Source organism: Sorangium sp. So ce1335 (genome assembly GCF_051521615.1).
GTDB lineage: Bacteria > Myxococcota_A > Polyangia > Polyangiales > Polyangiaceae > Sorangium.
Genome location: NZ_CP150363.1, coordinates 2,294,738 through 2,318,821, shown reverse-complemented (window position 1 = coordinate 2,318,821; position 24,084 = coordinate 2,294,738). Strand labels below are relative to the sequence as shown.

17 protein-coding genes are annotated in these 24,084 nt (G+C 72.2%); 2 read left to right on the top strand and 15 right to left on the bottom strand.

What is annotated here, in order from left to right; all coding sequences use genetic code 11:
• The first annotated feature begins 105 nt into the window (after positions 1 to 105).
• A complete protein-coding gene (locus WMF24_RS08565; protein WP_437735883.1) occupies positions 106 to 2,199 on the top strand; it encodes an FAD-dependent oxidoreductase in 2,094 nt (697 codons plus the stop codon).
• Here the strand turns inward: WMF24_RS08565 and WMF24_RS08560 are convergent.
• The 7 genes from WMF24_RS08560 to WMF24_RS08530 all read right to left on the bottom strand — a co-directional run bounded on the left by WMF24_RS08560 (position 2,188) and on the right by WMF24_RS08530 (position 10,924).
• A complete protein-coding gene (locus tag WMF24_RS08560; protein WP_437735882.1) occupies positions 2,188 to 2,922 on the bottom strand; it encodes an ABC transporter ATP-binding protein in 735 nt (244 codons plus the stop codon). The two genes, WMF24_RS08565 and WMF24_RS08560, sit on opposite strands and share 12 nt — an antisense overlap.
• An 8-nt stretch (positions 2,923 to 2,930) precedes the next feature.
• Entirely contained in the window at positions 2,931 to 4,658 is a 1,728-nt protein-coding gene (locus tag WMF24_RS08555; RefSeq protein ID WP_437735881.1) for an FtsX-like permease family protein, read from the bottom strand.
• Positions 4,642 to 6,372, bottom strand: a complete 1,731-nt coding sequence (lysS, locus tag WMF24_RS08550; RefSeq protein ID WP_437735880.1) for a lysine--tRNA ligase — start codon at positions 6,370 to 6,372, stop codon at positions 4,642 to 4,644. The genes WMF24_RS08555 and lysS overlap by 17 nt, the downstream gene beginning before the upstream one ends.
• Positions 6,369 to 7,512, bottom strand: a protein-coding gene (prfB, locus tag WMF24_RS08545) for a peptide chain release factor 2 (RefSeq protein WP_437735879.1) whose coding sequence is annotated in 2 segments (ribosomal slippage) — positions 6,369 to 7,442 and positions 7,444 to 7,512 — 1,143 coding nt in all. Because the reading frame shifts where the segments join, the coding sequence is not laid out codon by codon here. Before prfB ends, lysS begins: the two co-directional genes overlap by 4 nt.
• 288 nt (positions 7,513 to 7,800) lie before the next feature.
• A complete protein-coding gene (locus WMF24_RS08540; protein WP_437735878.1) occupies positions 7,801 to 8,274 on the bottom strand; it encodes a hypothetical protein in 474 nt (157 codons plus the stop codon).
• A 297-nt stretch (positions 8,275 to 8,571) separates the two neighbouring features.
• Positions 8,572 to 9,099, bottom strand: a complete 528-nt coding sequence (locus WMF24_RS08535; RefSeq protein WP_437735877.1) for a hypothetical protein — start codon at positions 9,097 to 9,099, stop codon at positions 8,572 to 8,574.
• A 103-nt stretch (positions 9,100 to 9,202) separates the two neighbouring features.
• Entirely contained in the window at positions 9,203 to 10,924 is a 1,722-nt protein-coding gene (locus WMF24_RS08530) for a DUF885 domain-containing protein (protein WP_437735876.1), read from the bottom strand.
• A 115-nt stretch (positions 10,925 to 11,039) separates the two neighbouring features.
• On the opposite strand from WMF24_RS08530, the gene WMF24_RS08525 reads away from it, so the two are divergent.
• Positions 11,040 to 12,194, top strand: a complete 1,155-nt coding sequence (locus tag WMF24_RS08525; RefSeq protein ID WP_437735875.1) for a S1C family serine protease — start codon at positions 11,040 to 11,042, stop codon at positions 12,192 to 12,194.
• Between the two features lie 70 nt (positions 12,195 to 12,264).
• Here WMF24_RS08525 and WMF24_RS08520 read toward each other — a convergent pair whose 3' ends face one another.
• From WMF24_RS08520 to pssA, 8 genes are all read right to left on the bottom strand, one after another.
• Positions 12,265 to 15,486, bottom strand: coding sequence for an efflux RND transporter permease subunit (locus tag WMF24_RS08520; protein ID WP_437735874.1), 3,222 nt, complete (start codon positions 15,484 to 15,486; stop codon positions 12,265 to 12,267).
• 41 nt (positions 15,487 to 15,527) lie between these two features.
• Positions 15,528 to 16,829, bottom strand: coding sequence for an efflux RND transporter periplasmic adaptor subunit (locus WMF24_RS08515; protein ID WP_437735873.1), 1,302 nt, complete (start codon positions 16,827 to 16,829; stop codon positions 15,528 to 15,530).
• A 468-nt stretch (positions 16,830 to 17,297) separates the two neighbouring features.
• Entirely contained in the window at positions 17,298 to 18,896 is a 1,599-nt protein-coding gene (locus WMF24_RS08510; protein ID WP_437735872.1) for a glycoside hydrolase family 57 protein, read from the bottom strand.
• Between the two features lie 15 nt (positions 18,897 to 18,911).
• The gene (hemC, locus tag WMF24_RS08505; RefSeq protein WP_437735871.1) at positions 18,912 to 19,817 is read right to left on the bottom strand and encodes a hydroxymethylbilane synthase; all 906 of its coding nucleotides are present in this window, start codon (positions 19,815 to 19,817) and stop codon (positions 18,912 to 18,914) included.
• Positions 19,814 to 21,436 carry a glutamyl-tRNA reductase gene (hemA, locus tag WMF24_RS08500; RefSeq protein ID WP_437735870.1) on the bottom strand — a complete coding sequence of 541 codons (1,623 nt, stop codon included), beginning with the start codon at positions 21,434 to 21,436 and terminating at the stop codon, positions 19,814 to 19,816. The genes hemC and hemA overlap by 4 nt, the downstream gene beginning before the upstream one ends.
• 6 nt (positions 21,437 to 21,442) lie before the next feature.
• The gene (gene ccsA / locus WMF24_RS08495; RefSeq protein WP_437735869.1) at positions 21,443 to 22,348 is read right to left on the bottom strand and encodes a cytochrome c biogenesis protein CcsA; all 906 of its coding nucleotides are present in this window, start codon (positions 22,346 to 22,348) and stop codon (positions 21,443 to 21,445) included.
• Between the two features lie 188 nt (positions 22,349 to 22,536).
• Positions 22,537 to 22,938 (bottom strand): hypothetical protein, encoded by a 402-nt coding sequence (locus WMF24_RS08490; protein WP_437735868.1) that lies wholly within the window; start codon positions 22,936 to 22,938, stop codon positions 22,537 to 22,539.
• Positions 22,939 to 23,042: 104 nt separating this feature from the next.
• On the bottom strand, positions 23,043 to 23,861 hold the full coding sequence (pssA, locus tag WMF24_RS08485; RefSeq protein ID WP_437735867.1) for a CDP-diacylglycerol--serine O-phosphatidyltransferase: 819 nt from the start codon (positions 23,859 to 23,861) through the stop codon (positions 23,043 to 23,045).
• Between the last annotated feature and the right edge of the window lie 223 nt (positions 23,862 to 24,084).

Below are 24,084 nucleotides of genomic sequence, written 5' to 3'. Positions count from 1 at the left end.
CGCTGCGCCCCGAACGCGCAGGTCCAGCGGCTCAGGCCGCCTTGCTTTGTTACGATTCTGTTGCTACAGAATTAACAGAAGGTTTCGCAGGGGGTTCGAACGGCGATGGCCCTGGGACTTGACCTCGATTTCAGGCGCTTGCCCGCGCTGGAGCGAAGGGAGCTCCGGGCCGGAGCGGCGAAGCAGGACGAGCGCGGCGCGGAGGGCGCGGGCGCGACGGTGACGGAGGGCGCGGCGAGCGCGGAGCCCGCGCTGTCGGAGCGGGAGCGGCGGATCGCCGCCGCGCTCGCCGAGGCGGCCATGCCGCCCGGGCGCTTCCTCGAGGGCGCGGGCGAGGCGACCGCCGGCCGCCTGGCGGGCTGGCTCCCGTCGATCCCGCCGCACCTCGCGCAGGGGCTGCGCGCGGCGCTGTGGGCCATGGAGCTCGCCCCGGTGGCGACGCGGCTCAGGCCGCTGTCGGCGCTGCCGCTCGAGGAGCGGATCGAGGTGCTCCGCGGCTTCGAGCAGAGCCGCGCGCGGCCGCTGCGCTCGCTGCTCCGGGCGGTGCTCACGCCGCTGCGGTTCCTCCACTACGACCGGCCCGAGATGTTCCAGCACGTCGGCTGCCGCTACGAGCTGCCCACGGTCCGCAACGAGGAGCCCCGCTGGCTCGCCCAGGTGACGAACGGCCGAGAGGTCGAGGAGGACCTGGAGATCGAGTGCGAGGTGGTCGTGGTCGGCACCGGGGCCGGCGGGGCGGCCGCCGCGTACGAGCTCGCGTCGCGGGGGCACGCGGTGCTGCTGCTCGAGGAGGGCGACTACCACCGCCGCGCGAGCTTCACCGGGCGGCCCGCGCGCGCGTACAGGGACATGTACCGCGATCACGGGCTCGACATGGCGCTCGGGAACGTGGGGATCCCGGTGTTCGCCGGGCGCGCCGTCGGGGGGAGCACGGTGATCAACTCCGGCACCTGCTACCGGGCGCCGGAGAGCACCTTCGCCTCGTGGCGCGACGGCATGGGGCTGCCCGCGGAGTTCTCGTCCGAGGGGCTCGCGCCTTACTACGAGCGGGTCGAGCGCATGCTCCAGGTCACCCCGGCCAACCCGCTGCACCTCGGGGCGATCGGGTCGATCGTCCAGCGCGGCGCGGAGCGGCTCGGGCTACGGCACGGGCCGCTCCAGCGGAACGCGCCGGACTGCGACGGCCAGGGGATCTGCTGCTTCGGCTGCCCCACGGGGGCGAAGCGCTCGACCGACGTGAGCTACGTGCCCGAGGCGCTGAAGCGCGGCGCGCAGCTCATCACGGCGGCGCGCGTGAGGACGATCGACGTCGTGGCAGGGCGCGCGCGGGGGGTGACGGCGGTCCTCGGCGGCGACACGCGGGCCGGGACCGCCGGCGGCCGGGCCAGGCAGGGGCGCCGGCGGCCGCGGCTCACGGTGAGGGCGGAGGCCGTCGTCGTGGCGGGGGGCGCGCTCATGACGCCGCTGCTCCTGCGCCGGAGCGGCGCCTGTCTGGCGAGCGGCATGCTCGGGAAGAACCTGTCGATCCACCCGGCCTCGAAGGTGATGGCGCTCTTCGACGACCGGATCGATCAGTGGCGGGGCATCCCGCAGGGCTACCAGATCGACCACTTCGCCGACGAGGGGCTGATGTTCGAGGGGGGCTCGCTCCCGTTCGACGTCGCCGCGCTCGCGATCCCCTGGACGGGGCGCCGCTACACGGAGCTGATGGAGCAGTATCCCTACCTCGCGACGTTCGGGTTCATGATCAAGGACACGAGCCGCGGCGAGGTGAGGCCGGGGATCGGCGGCACGCCGCTCGTGCTCTACACGATGAACCAGGACGACGTCGCGAAGATGCAGCGCGGGATCGAGCTGCTCTGCGAGGTGTTCCTGGCCGCGGGGGCGCGGCGGGTGCTGCCGCTCGTCGCCGGCTGCGACGAGGTGAACGGCCCGGGGGACCTGGAGCGGCTGAGGGCGCGGCCGATCAAGGCGGGGGACCTCGACATCGCCGCGTTCCACCCGCTCGGGACGTGCCGCATCGGGGTGGACCCGCGCTCGTCGTGCCTCGGGCCGGACCACCAGGCGCACGACGTCGCCGGGCTCTACGTGTGCGACGGGAGCGCGATGCCCTCGTCGCTCGGCGTGAACCCGCAGATGACGATCATGGCGATGTCGCTGCGCGCAGCAGAGCTGCTGAGCGAGCGGCTATCCCGCTGAGCCGGCGCGGTACCCGACGGCCGCGGCGCGCTCGCTGCCGATGCGGTCGCTCTCGATCGCCCCGTCGCGCATGGTCACGACGCGCGGCATCGACTCGGCGAAGCTGAGGTTGTGCGTCACCACGACGACCGTGGTGCCGTGTTTGCGGTTCATCTCGAAGAAGAGCTGGTGGATCGAGTCGCTCGTCGCGGTGTCGAGGTTCCCGGTCGGCTCGTCGGCGAGGAGGAGCTTCGGCGACAGGACGAGCGCGCGCGCGAGGGCCACCCGCTGCTGCTCGCCGCCGGACAGCTCGCCCGGCCGGTGCGTGGCGCGCTCGGCGAGGCCGACCTCGGCGAGGAGCGAGCGCGCGAGCGGCTCCATCTCGCGGCGGGTCTTCCCCTGGATGAGGCCCGGCATCATCACGTTCTCGATCGCGTTGAACTCGGGGAGCAGGTGGTGGAACTGGAAGACGAAGCCGATCGTCCTGTTCCGGATCGCCGCCAGCCGCGAGCTCGGGAGGCCGGTGAGCTCGTCGTTGCCGAGGCGGATGCGGCCGCTCGTCGGGAGATCCAGCGTGCCGATGCAGTGGAGGAACGTGCTCTTGCCGGCGCCGGAGGGGCCCACGAACGCCACGACCTCGCCCTGGTTGATGACGATGTCGATGCCGCAGAGCACGTGGAGCTCGCGCCCCATGTGGACGAACGTCTTGCGGAGATTCTCGACGACGACGAGCGGAGTGGACATGGGATTGATTACTCGTAGCGGAGCCCGTCGACCGGAGAGAGCTTCGAGGCGGCGCGGGCCGGGTAGAGGGTGGCGATGGTGCAGATGATCAGCGCCGCCACCGCGACCATCGCATAGTCGGAGCCGTTCACGTTCACGGGCAGCCGGTCGATGTAATAGACGTCCGGATCGAGCCGGACGCCGAACCAGGACAGGCCCGTGCAGCACGCGAGCGCGGTGCCGACGCCGAAGACCGTGCCGATGGCGCCGATGATGACGCCCTCGAGCATGAACACCCGCATCACCGCGCCGTCCGACGCGCCGAGCGCCTTCAGGATCGCGATCTCCTTGCCCTTCTCCGTCACCATGAGGAGCAGCGTGCAGACGATGCAGAAGCTCGCGACGGCGATGGCGATGGACAGGATGATGAACGTCGCGATCTTCTCGAGCTTGAGCGCGCTGAAGAGGTTCCTGTTCATCTCCATCCAGTCGCGGACGCGGAGCGCCGGGGGCGGCTTGCTGCCCTCGGGCAGATCGTCCGCCGACGGGGCGCTCGCGGCGACCGCGGCCTCGACGGCCGGGCGGACCTCCTGCACGCGCTCGGGATCCGGGACCCGGATGTCGATGTGCGTGATCTTGTCCTCGAGGCTGAAGAACTTCTGCGCCTCCTCCATCAGCACGTACGCGTGCGTGACGTCGTACTCGTACATGCCGCTGTAGAAGATCGCCGCGACGCGGAACTTGCGGGAGCGCGGCATCACGCCGGTGGGGCCGAGCTCGCCCATGGGCGAGAGGAGCGTGACCTCGTCCCCGACGAGCACGTGGAGCGACTTCGCGAGCTCGCGGCCGATGATGACGCCCGGGTACACGCGGGTCTGCTGCTTGAGGTAGTCGCGCACGGACGGGTCGACGTCCGTCGGCTGGCGGAAATCAGGGCCCTTGAAGTACGGCTCGCCGCCCGGGCCGCGGCCGATGATCTCCTCGGAGGGCAGGCTCGTCAGCTTCTCGGGATCGCGCAGGTACTCGAACTTGCCGACCTCGATGTTGTTCACGAGGTCGATGACCTGGCTGATCGTGTCGGGGTCGATGCCGCGCACGAGCGCGCCGGCCGTGTTCGAGGCGCTGGAGCCCATGGCCTCGCCCGCGGCGACGGGCGTCGCGGCGCCGCCGCGCGCCGCGAGGGCGACGCGGACCTGCGTGAGCGTGTCCTCCCAGTCGCCGAAGCCGCCGGGGCGGGTCGCGTCGATGACGATGTGCGCGTTGTTCCCAAGGATCTTGCGCTTCAGGTCGGCGCCGAAGCCGCCCATGATGCTCGTGACCGAGCAGAGCGCGCACGAGCTGACCGCCACGCCGGCCATCGAGAGCACCGAGATGACCGTGAGGAAGCCGCTCTTCGTGGCGCGCACGTGCCGGGCGCCCACGTAGGAGACGAAGCTCCGCCGCTCCAGGGCGTCGAGGACGACCGGGAGCAGCGCCGCGAGCGAGATCAGCAGGAAGATGACCCCGGTGCCGAGCGCGCCGAAGCGGATGAGCTCGTGCCGGAGGACGAACGGCGTGGAGCCGCGCGTCACCGGGAGGCGGGCTGCCATCGTCGAGAGGACGCCGAACGAGGCGCCGAGCAGGCCGCCGAACCACCAGAACATCGCGCGCGGCAGGCTCGTCTTCATGCGACGGACGCCGCGGATGACGAGCAGCACGCTCACCACGGCCACCGCGACGAGGAAGGCGATGTAGACGGGCTTAGGTATCGGCGGCACTCGCTTCGGGCCTCAGGAGGGGGAACAGGATGACGTCGCGGATGGACGTCGCGCCGGTGAGGAGCATCGTCAGGCGATCGATCCCCATGCCGAAGCCCGCCGTCGGCGGGAGGCCGTGCTCCAGGGCGCGGACGTAGTCGGCGTCGTAATCCATCGTCTCCTCCTCGCCCCGCGACTTCTTGGCGACCTGCGCGCGGAAGCGCGCGTCCTGGTCCTCGGGGTCGTTGAGCTCGCTGAACGCGTTGCAGAGCTCGCGGCCGTCGATGAAGAGCTCGAAGCGGTCGACGAGCGAGGGATCGCTGTCCTTCTTGCGCGCGAGCGGGGAGACCTCGAAGGGGTAGTCGATGATGAAGACGGGGACGCTCTTGTCGCCCGCCTCGGTGCGGTAGTCCCTCGTGAGGAACGGCTCGACGACGTACTCGTACGCGCAGAAGACGAGCTCGCCGGGCGACTCGCACTTCTTCGCGCCCGCGCGGAAGTTCGCCCAGTCGATCTCGCGCCCGCTCGCCTTCGCGGCCCTCGCCCACTCCTTGATCGGGGCGTCGTCGGCGGCGACGCGCTGCGGGACGTCGGCCGGGAGGCCCGACCTCTCGAGGGCGCGGGCGATCCCCTCCGCCATGGGGACGCGCGCGAAGCGATCGAGCGAGAACGTGCGCTGCGCGGCCCAGGCCGCGTGCTCGGCCGGGAGCCGCTCGGCGAGGCGGGCGTCGACGTGGCGGAGCATCGCCTCGGTCGCGTCCATCAGGGTCTCGTACGTCGCGTACGCCTGATAATACTCGAGCATCGTGAACTCGGGGTTGTGCCGCGTCGACAGCCCCTCGTTCCGGTAACAGCGCGCGATCTCGTAGACGCGCTCGAAGCCGCCGACCACGAGCCGCTTCAGGAAGAGCTCGGGCGCGATGCGCATGAAGAGCTCGAGGTCGAGCGCGTTGTGGTGGGTCTTGAACGGCTTCGCCGCCGCGCCGCCGACGAGCGTGTGCATCGTCGGCGTCTCGACCTCGAGGAAGCCGCGCGCGTCGAGGAACTCGCGGAGCGCGGCGACGATCGCGGTGCGGGCGCGGAAGACCCCCGCGACGTGCGGGTTGGCCACGAGGTCGACGTACCGCATGCGGTAGCGCGACTCGACGTCCTTGAAGCTCGTCTTCGTCGGCAGCGGGCGGTAGGCCTTCGTGAGCAGCCGGAGGCGCCCTGCGCGGATCGAGAGCTCGCCCTTCTGCGTCGCCATCGCGACGCCGTGGGCCTCGACGAAGTCGCCGAGATCGACGTCCTCGAGCCGCTCGAAGTCGGCGAGGCTCCCCTGCTCGCAGTAGAGCTGGAGCTCGCCGGTGCGGTCGCGCAGCCGGACGAAGGTGACGCCGCCGAACGAGCGCACGAACAGGACCCGGCCCGCGACGCGGAACGGGATCGGCTCGACGCGCGCCGGATCGTAGCGGTCCGCGGCCGGCGCGGCGGCACGTTCGGGCGCGGCGCCCTCGGGCCTCGGCTCGGCGGCGGCCCGCGCGCCGTCGAAGCGGGCGCGGACGGCCGCGAGATCGGTGAGCGGCTCGCCCGTCGTGACGTCGTTGGCAAACGGGTTCTCGCCACGCGCGCGGAGGCGCGCCGCCTTCGCCTTGCGGGTGGCGATCAGCGTCTCCTCGGCGCGGGCCGCCTCGGCGGCCTCCTTCAGGAGCCGCTCGGCTTTCCTGTCGTTCGGCTTGTCTTTCTGCTGGCTCACGAGAGGTCGTCCTCCGCGACGGCGCCGCCCTTCCGGAGCGAGCCGCCCGCCGCGGCGAGCAGGTAGGCCTCGATGAAGCGATCGAGATCGCCGTCGAGGACGGCGTCCACGTCGGTGGCCTCGGTGGAGGTGCGGACGTCCTTCACGAGCCGGTAGGGCGCGAGGACGTAGTTCCTGATCTGGCTGCCGAAGTTGATGGCGCTCTTCGCGGCGTTGTAGGCCTGGACCTCGGCCTCGCGCTTCTGGAGCTCCATCTCGTACAGCTTCGCCTTGAGGACCTTCATCGCCATCGCGCGGTTCTGGTGCTGGCTGCGCTCGGCGCGGCACACGATGTTGAGGCCGGTCGGGATGTGCCGCAGGCGAACGGCGGTCTCCACCTTGTTCACGTTCTGCCCGCCCTTGCCGCCGGCGCGCATCGTCGTGATCTCGATGTCCTTCTCGTTCACCTGGATGTTGATCTCGTCGTCGCTGTCCGGGGTGACCTCGACGGCGGCGAACGCGGTCTGGCGCGTGTGATCGGCGTTGAACGGGCTCATCCGCACGAGGCGGTGGACGCCGGCCTCGGAGCGGAGATAGCCGTAGGCGGCGTCGCCGGTCACCGTGAAGGTGACGGCATCGATGCCGGCCTCGTCGCCGTCCTGGTAGTCGATGATCTCCGTCTTGTAGCCCCGGCGCTCGCAGAAGCGCAGGTACATCCGGAGGAGCATGGACGCCCAGTCCTTCGCGTCGGTGCCGCCGGCGCCCGGGTGGATGCTGACGATGGCGTTGCCGCGGTCGGCGGGGCCGGACAGCATGCGATCGAGCTCGGCCTTGCGAAGGCGCGCGGCGATGGCGTCGGCCTGGGCGTCGGCGTCGGCGATGACGCCCTCGTCGCCCTCGGCGGCACCGAGCTCGAGGTACTCCGCGAGATCCTCGATCTCGCGACCGAGCTTCTGCGCCAGATCGAGCTTCACCTCGACCTGGGCGCGCTTGCGGAGGACGGCTTGGGCTTTTTCCTGATCGTTCCAGAACCCCGACGACAGCGTCGTCTGGGTCAGGTCCTGAAGCATCCGTTCAAGCTTGGGGACGTCAAAGATGCCCCCTTAGCGCCTCAAAGCGCCGTTTGATGTCCAGGACTTTCTCGCGGGTCTCGGAGAGCATGGGCGGGGATCTATTCGATCCGGGCGGCGATCGCCAGGAGAGACCGCGGCGCGATCACGGGCCGCGGCGGCCCCCGCCAGGGGCGCCGGCGAGGCGCTCCGCGACGCGGCGCGCGGGGCGGCCGGCCGGGCGCTGTTCGCTCCCGCGCGCGTGCCCGCACGCGGGAGCGCGGCGGTGTGTCGCGGATGACGCGGCACCGCCGATTCCTGGAGCCCCGGCCCCCTCACGGCCGCAGGGCACCGCGAGACGGCGCGCGCTCCGCGCTGCGCGGCACCGGGACAGGGCACCTCACGCAGGCGCCGGCGCAGGGGCCGTTCTCCGGAAAACGCGGCGGACCCCCGGCCAGGGCCGCGACGCTCGCCACGCCCGGAGCGGGCTCCGGACTGCGTCCCTGATGGTCTCGATGGAGATGGCCGGCGGCGACGCCGGGGTGCTCAGCGCGCCGTCGAGGTAGCGGCCCAGGAGCTCGGTCAGGGCGACGGCGGTGATCGCATTGGAGAAGATGCCAGCCACCGGGACGAGGCCGAGGGTGAAATTGGCGAAGAGCCGCACGGCCGCTCCGCCCCAGATGATCTTGCTCACCGGGAGCCACGGGACCTGGAGGAGCGACACCCCCCGGTGCCGCGCCAGCGACACGGAGAGGTGGTAATGAATGGGAACCACGATCAACTCGTCTGCGCCGGGAATGGGCTGCGTGACGAAGCTCGTCACTGCGGCCACGGCAGAACACTTGTTGATCATCCGGCGGCTCTTCGGATCCATCGGCCAACTATACGGCGCGGAGCGAGCGGCCGGGAGCGGGGACGAGCCCGCCGACGCGAGGCGCGACGCCCCGGATCCAGGACAGATCGCGCTTGCCCGGGACGAAGCACGGGAGTCTCCGCGCAGGTCGATGTCGTCCGGGATCTGCCGGCTTTCATGAGAGAAGGACCGCGGGAGAACGCCCGAGGAGCGGTGTTGCGAATCGGCGGCTCGATCCCACGGAGGAGACAGAAAACACCGCTGCTGTCGTCGCGCCCCGTGTCCTGTGCAGGCGGCCTCTCCAGGCCACCCTGGTGGCTACGGATCGAGCCCTTCCCTGCACGCGGCCCTGAGCTCGTCGAGCGCGGCGACGATCGACGCCCGCTCGCTCCGCCATGCAGGCGACGCGTCCTCGGCGTCGCGCCGGCGGAGGTGCTCGCGGGCCTCGTCCCAGAGCGGGCGGGGCGGCTCCTGCGCGGGCACGCGCCGGCGCACGGCGTCCGCGAGGCGGAGCACGCGCTCGACCCGGGACAGCGCCTCGTCGAGCGGCACCTCGCCCGCCTTGCAGCGCCGGAGCAGGCCGCACTCGTAGCTGCTGCACACGGAGAAGCGCGTCTCGTAGACGGTGCACCTGCGGTCGAGGTGGCAGGGGCACGGCAGCCGGAAGGCGTCGTGGTACTGATTGCAGGCGAGCGGCAGGCGCAGCTTCTCGGCGAGCGGGAGCTCGTGCTCCTCGAGCGGCGCGATGTCGAAGAGAAGCCCGGTGCAGCAGAGGCCGCACGCGGTGCAGAGGTCCGAGCCGCTCGGCCGCGCCTCGGGGGCGTCGCTCGCTTGAGGAGAGCTCACCCGCCTCGATTTGCACGCGCAGCCCCCGGCGTCGAGCCGCCAGGGCGGCCGGGCGCGGCGCGGCGCGCCGGTGACCGAGGCGCGCGGCGGCGCGGGGCGCCGCTCAGGGCGCGGCGTCGCCCGCGCCGTCGTCGAGGACGATCTCGCGCAGATGATCGAGCCCGACCGACCCTGAGCCGATCACCTTGGCGTGAAATGCCTTCAGGTCGAAGGCCTCCCCTTGCCGGCGCCGCAGCTCCTCGCGAAGCTCCAGGACGACCCGCTCGCCGACCTTGTAGCAGATCGCCTGCCCGGGCCATCCGAGGTAGCGCGTCGCCTCGCTATGCGCGTGCTCCAGCGTGAGGAAAGCCCGGCGGTGGAGGTACTCGACCGCGCTCTCGTAGCGCCACGGCTCCCCGGCGTGGAGCGGGGCGTGCGCGGGGATCGACAGCCCGAGGTGCATGCCGATGTCGAGCACGACGCGGTAGGCGCGCGTCAGCTTGCCCGTGAGCATCCCGAGCACGTAGTCAGGGCGCTCGAAATAACCGAGCTCGTACATCAGCTGCTCGGCGTAGAGCGCCCACCCCTCCGCGTAACCGGAGTTCGTCACGAGGAAGCGGTGGAGCCGGCTCAGCCGATCATCGAGGTACACCTGGAGCCCGCACTGCAGGTGATGGCCGGGAAAGCCCTCGTGGTACGCGGTGGTGATCTCCTCGTAGAGCGGGAACATCCGCTTCGAGCCCGGCGCATACCAGATGGTGCCGGGCCGCTTGAAGCCGTCGCTCGGGGGCACGTAGTACGCGCCGAGCGCGCCGCCCGGCGGGGCCAGCTTCACGTCGATGTGGCGGATGGGCGCGGGGATGTCGAAGTGGACGCCGTCGAGCTCTGCGAGCGCCTTCCGCTGGCGCTCGGACATGATGCGGAGGAACGCGCCGGCGTCCGGCGCGCAGCGGGCGGGGTCGGTCTCGAGCACCTGGATCACCTCGGGCAGCGACGCCCCAGGGAGGATCTCGGCGGCGAGGCGGGCCATCCGCGCCTCGATGGCGTGCACCTCGGACCACCCCCAGGCGTAGGTCTCGATCGGGTCGATGCTCATGCCGAGGAAGCGGCGCGCGGACCGCAGGTAGCGCTCCTCCCCCACCGCGTCCTCGTCGCGGGCGCTCGGCAGGTACGTCTGCTCCAGGTAGCCGGCGAACGCGCCGAACGCGGCGCGCGCCCGCTCGGCCCCGGCGGCGAGGCGCGCGCGGCCGGCGCCCGTGGCGAGCCCGGACGCCTCGTAGGCGGCCGGCAGCGTGAGGAAGAACGACGCCTCGCCCGCCTGGAAGCGCGCCTGCTCGATGACCGCGCGCACCTGGCGGCGCGCGGCGACCTGCCCCGTCCGGCGCCCCTCCTCGAGCGAAGCGCGGTAGCTCTCGCAGGCCTGCGAGAGGCCTTCGAGGCGCGACACGACGGCCTCCCAGCCGGCGGCGGTCTGGAGGTCCATCAGGTCGAAGACCATCCGGAGGTGCTGGAACGGCGACTCGATGTTGTTGAGGTCGCGCAGGTGCTCGCCGTGGCGGAAATCGTCGAGCCGCTCGTCCAGGTGATCGGCCATCACACGGCGTGCGAGGCGCCCCCACTGCGCCTCCGGACCGCGCGGGGGCGGCAGCGCCCGCAGCCGCTCCTGGAAGGACGCGACCGTGGAGGCCCAGGACGCGGCGCCGCTCGGGCTCCAGTCGTTCCAGGCGCCGTCGTCGCACGGCAGGCCGGCCAGGGTGGCATGGGCAGGGCACTGGGCGGCGAAGGCTTCGACGAATTCGTCGCTGAGGGCGAAGATCGGATCGCGCGCGTCGAGGTTCTGGCTCACCGCGACAGCATATGCGGACGCGCTTCAATTTTCTCCGGCGCGCGAGACGATCCGGCGGGTCTTCGTTACGCTTCGTGGTGGGCGACCGCCCCTGAGCGGCACCCCAGGGAGCGACATGAATCACCGCAGCCTGCCAGGCGAGCTCCATGACGACGACCGGCGCCCCTGCGCCGCTCCTCCCTCGCGCCCCCCGCCCCCGCGACGGCCCGGATGGCCGCGCCTCTCCTGCCTCGTCGCCGCGGCGGCGCTCGCGGCGCTCGGCTGCGGCGCGGGCGCCTCCGGCCAGCCGGCGGCCTCGGCACCGCAGCCCGCCGTGATGACGCCCGCCCAGATCGCGGCGCGCGCCACGCCGGCCGTCGTCACCATCCGCGGCGACGGATCGCTCGGGGCGGGCTTCCTCGTCCGCGAGGACGGCTGGATCGCGACGAATTTCCACGTCATCGCCGGGATGCCGGACCTCAAGGTCGTCCTCTGGGACCAGAGCGAGCACCCGGTGCTCGAGGTGCTCGCGTTCGACGAGGAGCGCGACCTCGCGATCGTCCGGATCCACGCGCCGCGGAAGCTCCCGCTGCTGCCGCTCGGCGACAGCCGCGCGGTCCGCCCGGGCGATCCGGTCGTCGCGATCGGCCATCCGCTCGGCCTCGCCGACACCGTGTCGAACGGCCTCGTGAGCGCCGTCCGCGTCGTCGACCCCGCGCTGACGCTGCTCCAGATCTCCGCGCCGATCGCGCCGGGCTCCTCGGGCGGGCCGCTGTTCAACGAGCGCGGCGAGGTGATCGGCGTCGCAGCGGCGGTCGCGACGCAGGGGCAGAACCTCAACTTCGGCGTCCCCGCGGACTACCTGAAGAAGCTGCTCGTGCGCCCCGATCCCGTCCCGCTCTCGACGTTCGCGGCCGAGACGGCCGAGGAGGAGCAGGCGCTCCCGGCGGTCAAGCGATCGGTGCCGCACCACGCGCTGTCGCTGCTCCGCGGCTGCACGGAGGGCGACCTGCTCGTGCTGGCGCGGACGATGGACGGCGCGATCCAGGTCGGCTCGCCCCTCTACAACGAGGGGGATTTCGCGTCCTGCTATCACATCTACGAGGGCGCCGCGCTCGACATGGAGCGCCGGCTCGGCCGCGCGTGCCGGGGCCCGAAGCGGGCGCTCGCCGAGGGGCGCCGCAAGGCGGCCGGGCTCGACGACAACGCCGCCCAGGCCTGGGCGATGCGCGACGCCTTCGACGGTCTGCTGGATGTGATCCTGCGCAAGGTCCACGGCGACGCGGAGTGAGCCGCGCCGCGGCCGCTCCGGGGCCGGGCGCGGCGCGCCGCGGCCCTCGGAGCGCGGACGGTGGACGTGATCAGTCGACGTGAGCCTGGGCCGGCCGGCCCCCGTCGTGCGCGAGCGCGACGCGCGCCGCGGCGCCGTGGGGCTCCGGCGCGGCGGGCCCCTCGCCGGGCGGAGCAGCGCCGCCCGCCCCGCGAGGATCCCCCTGGTCGTCGCTGCCCCGCATGAAGGGCAGGACCCGCTTCAGCCACGACGAGATGTCGTCGAAGAGCGAGTAGGCGACCGGGGTCGCGAGCAGCGTCAGGAGCAGCGCCATCGTCTGCCCGCCGATGATCACGAACCCGGTCGCGCGGTTCGTCCCCGAGCCCGCGCCGCTCGAGGCGACGAGCGGGATCATGCCGGCCACGAACGCGAGCGTGGTCATCAGGATCGGCCGGAGCCTGTCGCGGTTCGCCTCGAGGATGGCCTGCGCCCGCGGCAGGCCGTGCTCGCGCAGCTTGATGGTGTGGTCGATCTGGAGGATCGAGTTCTTCTTCACGACGCCGAACAGCACGACGATGCCGAGCAGCGAGAAGATGTTGAGCGACTGCCGGAAGATGATGACCGCCAGGAACGCGAACGGCACCGTCAGCGGCAGCGACAGGAGGATGGTGATCGGGTGCAGCCACGACTCGAACTGCGCGGCGAGCACCAGGTACATGAAGACGAGCGAGAGCAGGAGGGCGACGAGGAAGCTCTTCATCATCTTGACGAGCTCCTTCGACGCGCCGACCGGCCCGGCGGAGTAGCCGGACGCGAGGTTCATCTCCGCCACGGCCTTGTCGAGCTCCTGGACGACGGTCTGCTGCGAGTAGCCCGCCTCGAGGTTGGCCATGAGCATGACCTGCCGCTGCCGGTTGTACCGCTCGATGCGCGACGGGCCCGTCCCCTCGGTGAACGTCACCACGTTGTCGAGCGTGACCGCGCCGAGCTTGGTCGAGGGCACCGTGATCTTCGCGAGGCCCTCCTTGTCGGACCGGAAGCTCGGCAGCGCGCGCGCGCGCACCTCGTACTGCTCGCCGCCCTCGTTGTAGGTCGACACCTTGTACCCGCCGACGAGCAGGCGCAGGGTGCTCGCCACGTCGCCGACCTGCACGCCGAGATCGGCGGCCTTCTTGCGGTCGATGATCACCCGGATCTCCGGCTTGCCGACGAGCAGCGACGTGTCCGGATCGACGACGCCCGGGATCGCCTTGAGCCTCTGCAGCAGCACGTCGGAGTACTGCCCGATCTTCTGGAGGTCGGGGCCCTGGACCTGGTAGGCGATCTGGAAGCTCTGGCCGCCCGAGAACGCGGGCACGGGGCCGATGTTCGCGCGGAGCTTCTCCGCGTCGAACTTCGGCTGGAGCTCGCGCCGGGCGCGGTCGATGAGGTCCTGCTGCGACAGGTCGCGCTCGCCCGCGGGCAGGAGCTTCACGTAGATGTTGGCGAGGTTCGGCGTCATCTGCGGGTCGTCGCCGATCGTCGTCAGCGTGTAGCTCACGCCAGGGATCTTCTCGATGTCCGCCGCGATCCGCGTGGCGACGACGCGGGTGCCGTCGAGGCTCACGCCCTCGGGCGCGCGGAGGCTGACCTGGAACTGCGACTCGTCCTCGATCGGGAGGAAGTTGAACTTCGCGATGCCGCCCAGCACCGGGATCGAGACGAGCGCCAGGACCGACGCGAGCACGATCACCCAGCGGTGCGCCATCGACCAGCGGAGGAGCGCCATGTAGCCGCGCTCGATCGGCCCGTAGAAGCGCGACTCCTTGGAGCTGTGGCCGGCGTGCTTGTCCGGCTTCTTCAGCCACCGCGCCGACAGCATCGGCGTGAGGGTGAAGCTCACGATCAGCGAGACAAGGATCGAGAACGCCATCGTGAGGCCGAACGAGTTCAGGAAGCGGCCGACGATGCCGCTCATGAACGCGACCGGGACGAACACCGCGACCAGCGAGAGCGTCGTCGCGAGCACCGCGGGGCCGATCTCCCGCGTGCCCTGGAGCGCAGCCTCCCACGGGCTCACGCCCTTCTCCTCGATCCAGCGGTAGCAGTTCTCGAGGACGACGATCGCGTCGTCGATCACGATGCCGACCGCCAGCGTCAGCGCGAGGAGCGTGATCCCGTTGAGCGTGAAGCCAGCCACCTTCATCAGCGCGAAGGTGGAGATGATGCTCGTGGGGATGGCGATCGCGGAGATCATCGTGCTGCGGGCGTTCGCGAGGAACAGGGCGACGATGATGGCGGCGAGCAGCGCGCCGAGCACGAGGTGCTCCTTCACGGCGTTGACCGAGTTCTTGATGAACTCCGACTGGTCGCGCGCGATGACGATCTCGTAGCCCGCCGGGAGGCGCTTCTCGACCTCGCTGATGCGCGCCTTGAGCCCGTCGATGACCTCCACGGTGTTCGTCCCGCTCTGCTTGCGGATGCTGAGGAGCACGGCGGGGTCGAGGCCGCGGAAGCCCGCCGACTCCGGCTCTGCCATGCCGTCCTGGACCTCCGCGACGTCGCCGAGCCGGACGGAGTAGCCGTCGCGGTTCGCGAGCACGATGTCCGCCATCTGCTCGACCGACTGCACGCGGCCGCGCGTCCGCAGCGTGAGCGCCCTGCCGCCCTGCTCGATGCGGCCGGCCGGGATCTCGACGTTCTGGGTCGCCAGCGCCTGCGCGACGACGCCCCCCGTCAGCGCGTACTTCTCGAGCTTCTCCGGATCGATCCAGATGTTGATCTGGCGGCTCCGGCCGCCGATGACGAGCACCTGGCCGACACCGGGGAGCGACTCCAGCTCGCGCCGCAGCGTCTTGTCGGCGAACTCGGTCACCTCGCGGACGTCCGCCTTCGGGGACGAGACAGCGAGCGTGAGGATCGGGGCGGCGTCCGGATCCAGCTTGCCGACGATCGGCGGCTCGATGCCCTCCGGGAGCTCGGCCAGGATGCTATCGACCTTGTCCCGGACCTCCTGCGCGGCCACGTCGACGTCCTTCTCGAGCTGGAAGGAGATCATGACCTGGCTCAGGCCCTCGACCGAGACAGACCGCAGCTCGTCGATGCCGCTGATGGTGTTGACCGCGGACTCGAGCTTGTCGGAGATCTCCGTCTCCACCTCCTCGGGCGCCGCGCCGGGGAGGACCGTCGTCACGACGATGAACGGGAACTCCACCTTGGGGAACCGGTCCACGCCGAGGCCGAAGTAGGAGAACGCCCCGAGCACCGTGAGCAGCAGGACGATCACCGAGGCGAACACCGGCCTACGGATGCAGATTGCCGCGAGCCATTGCATGGTCGCTACCTTTCCTCAGTAATGAGACGCCGGTGCTCGGCTCACTGCGCCGGAGCGACCTCGATGCCGTCCGCGAGCTGGTCCACCTTGTCGATCGCGACCTCTTCGCCCTCGGTGAGCGGGCCGATGACCTCGACGAGGCCGTCGACCTTGCGGCCCGTCTTGACCAGCCGCTCGGTCACGCGATCGCCCGACCGCACGAACACGCGCGCGCTCGTGCCGGAGGAGCCGATCGCCGCCTCGGGCACGAGGATCGCCGTTTTTGACTCGCCGGTCAGCGCGAGCTGGCCCTGCGCGAAGAGCCCGGGGCGGAGCTTGCCCTCGCTGTTGTCGAACTCGGCCTCGACGGGGAGCGTGCGCGACGACTCCTTGAGGCTCGCGCCGATCCGCTTCACGACGCCCGGGAACCGGACGTTGGGGAAGGCGGCGACCGAGATGCTGACGGGCTTGCCGATCTCGATCTGCGCGATGTCCGCCTCGGGCACGTCGATGCGGAGCCGCAGCGGGTTGTCGCGGACCACGACCGCGACCACGCGGCCCGGGCCCGCGAACTCGCCGACGCTGATCCGCTTCTCGGAGACGGCGCCGTCGAACGGCGCCCGCACCGTCGTGTCGGCGACGGACTTCGAGGCGAGCCCCGCCTGCGCCTGCGCGGACGACAGCGCCGCGACCGTCGCGCGGATGCCGTTGACCGCGGCTTCGTACTGCGCGGCCGCGTTCTGGGCCTGCGTGCGCGCCGCGTCCCAGGTCGACTGGGCGACGGCGCCCTGGTCGTAGAGCTGCTTCACCCGCTCGGCCTCGGCCTTCGCGAGCTCCATGCTCTGCTTCGCGGCGCGGACCTCGGGCACCTGGTCGGGGTCGATCCCCTTCGGCGACGCCCCCTCGGGCAGCGCCAGCTTGGCGCGGGCCTGCGCGACGGCGGCGGAGGCCGCCTGCGACTGGAGCGCGGCGTTGCGCGCGTCGAGCACGACGAGCGGGTCGCCCTTCTTGACCCGCGAGCCAACGTCGACCCCGACGCTCAGCACCAGGCCGGCCACCTGCGTGGCTACCTCGCTCGTCTCGTCGGCGACGAGCGTGCCGCTGATGTCGAGCGTCTGCGCGAGCGGGCGCGCGACGACCTTGCCGAAGCGCACGGCGGGCTTCTCGCGCGGCGCCGCGGTGTCGCGCGCCGGCGACGGCGGCGTGCCCGCGTCGGAGCGGCTGCAGGCGGTCAACGCGGGCGCCGCGAGGGCCGCGAGGAGCGCCGCGAGGAGCGCGGCGCGGGTGTGATTCGAGGCGGCGCTACGAGCGCCGAAGGCCGATCGAGCGACACGGCGCTCGGGTCCGCAAGGAGGATGTGTCATGGGGAGTCCGCCCGGTTTCTTGCCAGCGCCTGCCGGTGCGGTCCAGGAGCAAAGCCGGCGGGCACCACAGTAGGGTCCTGACCCGCCGGTCATCAAGGGGGTGATCCGGGCCTTGTCTACGTCCGCCTCGCACTTCGTGCTCGAGAAAAACGTGCTGCGCGACGATGTCAGGGTTGCACAAGGGCGCGGCCGGCAATGAAATGCAAAGAAACGCAAAGGTGAATGGCCGGTCATCTTCCGGAAAGATGGCGCCGGAAAGGTCGAGAAACGTAGCCGGGGGCCGGCGGACGCATTGCTCGCGCCCGACACGGATTCGACGAGCGCAGCGCTTCGGGCGCGCGATCGGCCGCTGCGACGAGAATACCGTCGTAGAATAATTCAACCCGGGTGGAATCACGGCGCCGGGTAGAGAGGGTCGCGACGAGGCCGCGGGAGGTCCCGGGGTGAGGTGACGCGACGGAGCGCGACTCAGCGCCATGGATCGAAGGCGTCGCGCAGCGCGGGGCCCGAGAGCTCGGCGAGGAACGGGTCGAGCGCGCAGACGGCATCGAGCCAGGCGACGTCGGCGGCCGTCGCCGAGGGTTGCAGGGCGAGGTCCGCGAGCCGGCGGGCGCGGGCCGCGTGGGCGCTGGCGCGCGCCTCTGCATAGGAGACCATCTCGCCCGCGGACATCATGAACGCCCAGTCGCTCGATTGAAGGAGGAGGAGCTCGCGGATCGCCTGCTCCAGCGCGCGGCCGGGCAGGCCTCCGGCGTCGCGGCGATACGAGAGCGCGTGCAGCACGGCGCGCTCGGCGTGGTGGACGTGTCGCCAGAGGCGCGCCGCGCTCGGGCCGGTCCAGTACGCGCCGAACCCGCCCTCGCCCCAGGTCGAGGCGGCAGGCGCGACGACCTCGGCGGGCGGGTGGCGCTCGAGGTAGGCGCCGAGCGCGATCGGGACGGCATGCGCCGAGGCCGCGAGGCCGCGCAGGGCGTGCTCGAGGAACTCGGGGCCCTCCAGCCACCAGTGGCCGAAGAGCTCTGCGTCGTACGGGGCGACGAGGATGGGCGGGGCCGGCGCGCTGCGGACCGACGCGAGCGCGGCCTCGCGGCGGGCCACGAACTCCGCGGCGTGCGCGCGCGCCTGCGCGGACGCGCGGGCCGGGTCGTAGGGCGCCTTGTCGGGGCCGGGCCCGGTCACGCGGTGGAGCTTGAGGCCGGTCATGAGCCGGACGCCGTCGGGGCCGATCTCGCCGTCGAGCTCGCGCTCGGGCAGGTCGAGCCCGACGTCGCGGTAGAACTCGCGGTAGTCGGGGTGGCCCGGGTAGCCGGCGTCGCGCGACCAGACCTCGCGGGCGCTGTCGCGGTCGCGACCGAAGCACGCGACGCCCGCCGGCGAGAGGACGGGGACGGCGGCGCCGGCGGACGCGGGCGGCGCGGCGAGCGCGAGGGCGTGGGCGTCGAGGACGGTGAAGCGGACACCCGCCGCGGCGAGGTCGGCGTCGACGGGCGGCGCGTAGGCGCACTCGGGAAGCCAGAAGCCGCGGGGCTCGGGCGCGCCGGTGAAGGCCGCGAACGCGCGGCGGCCGAGCCGGAGCTGCGCGCGGATCGACGCCGGCGTCGGGAGCAGGCCGGGCAGGTAGGCGTGCGTCGCGGCCGTGGTGAGGAGCTCGATGCGGCCGGCCCGTGCATGGCGGACCAGGGCGCCCGGGACGTCGCCGCCCAGCGCCGCCCAGGCGCTCGCCGCGTCGGCGAGCCGCGCGCGGTAGAACGCGACGGCGGGCGCGAAGCCGCTCCCGGCGAGGCGAGCCTCGACCCGGGCGGCGAGCGCGGTCAGCCGGCGGAGGTGATCCTCGAACCGGCGCAGGAGCAGCGCGTCGCGCAGCATCGCGAGGAGCGGCGGCGAGACGGAGAGGGTCAGCGGGGCGACGACGCGATCGGCGGCGAGGCGATCGAGGACCCCGAGCAGGGGGAGGTAGCACTCCCAGAGCGCCTCGAAGAGCCAGCGCTCCTCCAGCGAGCGGGCGTGCTCGGGGTGGCGCACATACGGCAGGTGGGCGTGGAGGACGAGGGCGACGTGGCCCGGCATGGAGCGCTGGGCGGCTCAGCCTTGCCTGAGCTGCGCCCCGAGGTCCTCGCCGAGGCGCGCCGCCTCGCGCAGGTCGCCGGGCCACGCGGCGCGCCGCTCTCCCCTGCGCAGCCGGGAGCCGTCGGGCTCGGCGAGAAACGCCCGCAGCCAGAGCGCGCCGCCGTCGCGCACCGCGTAGGCGGCCACGGGGGTGCGGCAGCTCCCTTCCACGGCGGCCATCACGGCGCGCTCCGCGGTGACGCAGGTCGTCGTCTCGCGGTCCTCGAGCGCCCCGAGGACGTCGCGCACGCGCCCGTCCTCCGTGCGGCACTCGATGCCGAGCGCCCCCTGGCCGATCGCGGGCAGCGAGACCTCGGGCGACAGCACCTCCGTGGCGCGGTCCGCGATGCCGAGGCGCTTCAGGCCGGCGAGCGCCAGCACCACCGCGTCGAACGCGCCGTCGGTCACCTTGCGCAGCCGGGTGTCGACGTTGCCGCGGACCGGCTCGATCTGGAGGTCCGGACGCGCCTCGCGCAGCGCGACAGCGCGGCGGAGGCTCGACGTCCCGACGCGGGCGCCCGCCGGCAGCTCGGCGAGCGGGGCGCCGCTCCGGGTGACGATCACGTCGCGCGGATCCTCCCGGGCGGGGATGCACGCGAGGCACAGCGCCGGGGCGATCTCGGCGGGGACGTCCTTGATCGAGTGGACCGCGAAGTCGGCGCGCCCGTCGAGCAGCGCCTCCTCGAGCTCCTTGATGAACAGGCCTTTACCGCCGATGTCCTGGAGCGAGCGGTCCTGGGTCCTGTCGCCCGAGGTCACCACCTCGAGCTCGCGGAGGGCGAGGCCAGGCACCGCCGCCTCGAGGGAACGGGCGAAGGCGCGGGACTGGGCGAGGGCGAGCGCCGAGCGGCGCGTGGCGAGGGTGAGCTCCATGTCGGTCACGCTCCTTTTAACCCAGCCGCGCGCACCGCCGCGGCCGGATTCGCGACGGCCAGGACGCCGGCCTCGGCGGGCTGGGGTCGCGCGCTGGGCTGCCGGGCATGGTGGCCGCTTTCCTCCGAGACGTGGGGCCGCGGCCCGTCTGCGGCGTGGGGGCGCGGACCGGCCTGCCGGAGCGCGGCGTCGACGCCGCGGTCGCCGGAGGCGGGCGGCTCGGCCCCGCGGGCGGACAGCGGCGTGCGCCGGTCGTCCGCGTCGTCGCGAAGCTCGCCCTCGGCGAGCGCCCGGGCGGCGCCGCTGTCGACCGGCGCGTCGTCGATGTCGAACAGCTCCCGGAGCGAGTCGACGTGCTCGCCGACCCGCGGATCGGAGGCCATCGCGCGGAGGCGGGTGGTGGGCACGTGGAGCAGCTTGTTCGTGGCGGCGTCGACCATGAGCGCGAGCGCCTGGCGCTCGGCCGGGCCGAGGTGCCGGAGCTTGCCGGAGAGGCTGCGCTCGACCTCGGCCGCGAGGATGGAGCGCGTGCGCGCCCGCAGGCCCACGATCGTGGGCGTCAGGGCGCGCTCGAGCGTCCACGCCTCGAAGGCCTGCGCCTCGTCCACGACGATCGCCTCGGCCCGCGCCGCCTCGGCGGCGCGCCCCTCGACGGACTGCGCCACGATCTGCGAGAGGTCGTCGACGTCGTAGAGGTAGACGTTGTCGAGCTTGTTGACGGCCGGGTCGATGTCGCGCGGGACGGCGATGTCGATGAGGAACAGGCTCCTGCCCTTCCTCGCCTTGCGGGCCCGGCGGACGAGATCGAGCGTGACGACGTAGCTCGGGCTCGAGGTCGACGAGACGACGATGTCGGCCTCGACGACGGCGCGCTCGAGATCGGACCAGGGGCGGGGCTCGCCGCCGACCTCGCGGGCGAGCGCGGCGGCGCGCTCCGGGCTGCGGTTGACGACGACGAGGCGGGCGCCGGCGCGGACGAGGAGCTTCGAGGCGGCCTCGGCCATCTCGCCGGCGCCGATGAGCAGCGCCGTGTGGCCGGCGAGATCGGTGAAGATCTGGCGGGCGAGATCGATGGCGACGCTGGAGACCGAGACCTGGCCGGCGCCGATCGCCGTCTCGGTGCGCACGCGCTTGCCGACCTTGATCGCCCGGTGCGCCGCGCGGCCGAGCCGGGCGCCGAGGGTCTTCGCCCCGCGGGCGATCTCGATGGCCTCCTTCATCTGCCCGAGGATCTGCGGCTCGCCGACGACCATGGAGTCGAGCGAGGCGGCGACGCGGAAGAGGTGGACGACGGCGTCGGGGCCGACCCGGCCGGCGAGGTGGCCGCGGACGGCGTCCCCGCCGATGCCGACGAGGACCGAGACGGCGGCGCGCAGCGCCTCGCTCTCCAGCGAGCGCTCGTCGTCGGGCGCGGACGGCGGGCTCCCGGGGCGGACGAGGCCCGGCGCCGGCTGCCGCGGGGAGGCGTAGACCTCGACGCGGTTGCAGGTGGAGAGCACGAGCGCCTCCGCGATGGCCGGGTGGGCGGTGAGGCGCGCGAGCACCTCGGGGAGCTGGCTCCGCCCGATCGCGAGCCGCTCGCGCACCTCGATGGGCGCGGTCTTGTGGGAGAGGCCGACGAAGATCACCTGCCCCTAGCCTCCGAGCCCCGCGGCGGGGCGGACGAGATAGATGACGAGCACCGCCGCGGCGCAGGCGAGCCCCGCGATGGTGCCGTACGCCGCGCGCCGGCCGCGCCAGCCCGCGGCGGCGCGCAGGAGCAGCACGAGCGCGATGAGGAGCCAGGTGGCGTAGCCGAAGACGACGCGCATCACCTCCTCGGGGTGGCCCATCTCGAGCTGGTGCGCCCAGTAGGTGCCCGTGACGATGCCGAGCGTCAGCAAGGGGAAGCCGGCGATCAGGAAGCGGTGGACGGCGCGGTCGAGGGTGTCGAGCGGCGGGAGGCTGCCGAGGCGCTCGACGTGCCGCTTCTTCTTGAGCCGCTTGTCCTGGACGAGGTAGAGCGCGGCGGCGGCGCCGGCGAGCAGGAAGAGGGCGATGCCGAGCAGGTTCGCCATCACGTGCGCCGCGATGAACAGCGGGCTGAGCTTCGGCTCGGGGTGCGGCTTCCCGAGGAAGAAGGTGCCGAGCAGGAAGGCGAGCCCGAGCGGGCCGATGAGCAGCCCGAGCGCGTCGATGCGGAAGCGGCGGCGGGCGACGAGGTAGACGGCGATCGCGAGGAGGGACGCGACCGAGAGCATGAAGTGAACGGAGTGGACCGGGCAGACGCGCGCGACGAAGCTGGCGAACGTGACGTAGGTGGCGTGCCCGAGGGCGCCGAGGCCGAGCAGCAGGGGCGCGTGCCGCGAGGGAAGCGCGGCCGCGGCGCTCGGCCGCGCGGCGGGGTCGTGGTGGTGCGCCGCCGCGCCGAGCCCCGGGAGATCGGACACGGAGGGGAGCCGCGCGCGGCTGCGGGCGACGTCGAGGAAGAAGAGGGCGCTCGCCGCGCCGTAGAACAGCAGGGCGAGCACAAAGCTGATCCCGGAGAGGACCTCGGGCATGGCCCCCGTTATAGCCTGCCTCACCGGGGAGAGCCCGCCGGCCGCAGAGGCGAGGGCGTACTCTCGTAAGAACGGGCCCGACAGGGCGGAAGAGCCGGGCCGGGCGCCCCGGAGCTTGCACCGGCGGCGCGTCATTCCACCCACGCGGCCGCCGGCAGGGGCCGCCGGAGCGGCGCGACGCGGCGCCGCTACATGTCGCTCGACAGGAACGCGGCGAGGAGCTCCTCGTCGGTGGTCAGGCTGCTGTTGGCCGCGGCCGCCGCCGGCGCCGCCTTGCGGTGCTCGGCGAAGGTGCCAACCGGCGCGCCGATGAAGCCCGGGATCACGTCGTAGGCGTTGTCGCCGATGATCATGGAGCCCTCGAGGATCTCCGCGCCGAGCTCCCGGAGGAACGCGCGCGTCTTGACCCTGCCGAGCACCTCGTGGATGTCCGCCGAGCCGGTCACCTCGCGGAGCACCCGGATGGCCTCGATGATCTTGTAGCGGCGCCCCTCGGTCTTGATCAGAAGCTCGTCGTTGTTCAGATCGACGCGGTCGCTCGCGATCCAGTCGTCGAGCGCGGCCTGCGGAAAGAACACGCGGTTCTTCATCGCGCCCAGTCTACTCAAAAACCGGCCCGAGCGGTGGGGCCGCGACGCCGGCGACGGCGGGCGAGCAGGGAACGGAGGAATCGGGGAACCGTGGCAGGCGCGCGTCAGGCCGCCGGGGGCACCCTGGGCGGAGGCACGGAGTCCCGCGGCAGGCCGCGGAGGCGCGCCGGCAGGTGCCAGAGCGACTCGAAGATCCCGAGCAGCACGTAGAAGCCGAGCAGCCACACGAGCACGAACGCCGGCTGGAGCTGCGTCGAGATCACCGCGCTCGACCCGATCGCGAACGCGACGAAGAGCACCGTCCGCACGTTGAGGCGGAGATCCTTGAACGAGCGGAACCGGATGGTCGAGACCATCAGCAGCGACAGGAGCGTCGTGGTCGCGAGGATCGCCGACGCGTAGCGCTCGCCGCCGATCGCGCCGGCGGCGGCGTGGTTCGCGACGACGATCGAGACAAGGATCCCCGCCGCGCCCGGGATAGGCAGGCCGACGATGTACTTCGAGGGCTTCGTGGGCTTGCCGGCCTCGCCCATCGAGAGGACGTTGAAGCGGGCCAGCCTGACCGCGCCGCACGCCGTGAAGAAGAACGACACGAGCAGCCCCGCGAGGTCGAAGCGGTGCAGCGTCCACTGGTACACGAGGATCGACGGCGCCACGCCGAACGACACGATGTCAGCCAGCGAGTCGATCTGCAGGCCGAAGGCGCTCTGGGTCTTCGTCATCCGCGCGACGCGCCCGTCGAGCGTGTCGAAGAACATCGCGAAGACGATCAGCAGCGCGGCGCGGTAGAAATCGTCCTCCGACTGCGCGGTCGCCGAGCGACGGATCGAGTCGAAGCCGCAGAATATGGACGAGAGCGTGATCAGGTTCGGAAGCAGGAACAGCGTCTTCCTGAGCTCGAACCGCCGTCGCTTCCGGATCATGCCGCCTCCCTTTCAGGCCGGCCAGGCTATCGCCGTGGGGACCACGAACGCAAGCGCCGAGGCGCAGACGGAGGCCGTTAAAAGCTTACCGCGAGATCGGATCCGGGAGCGTTTCATCGCACCATCTGCTGCATTTCATTCGTCACGTCGAACATCGCGTCGAACCGCCCGGCGAGGCGCGCACTGCACCGATCGCCGGGTGTCCCATCCTCGGCTCGACCGC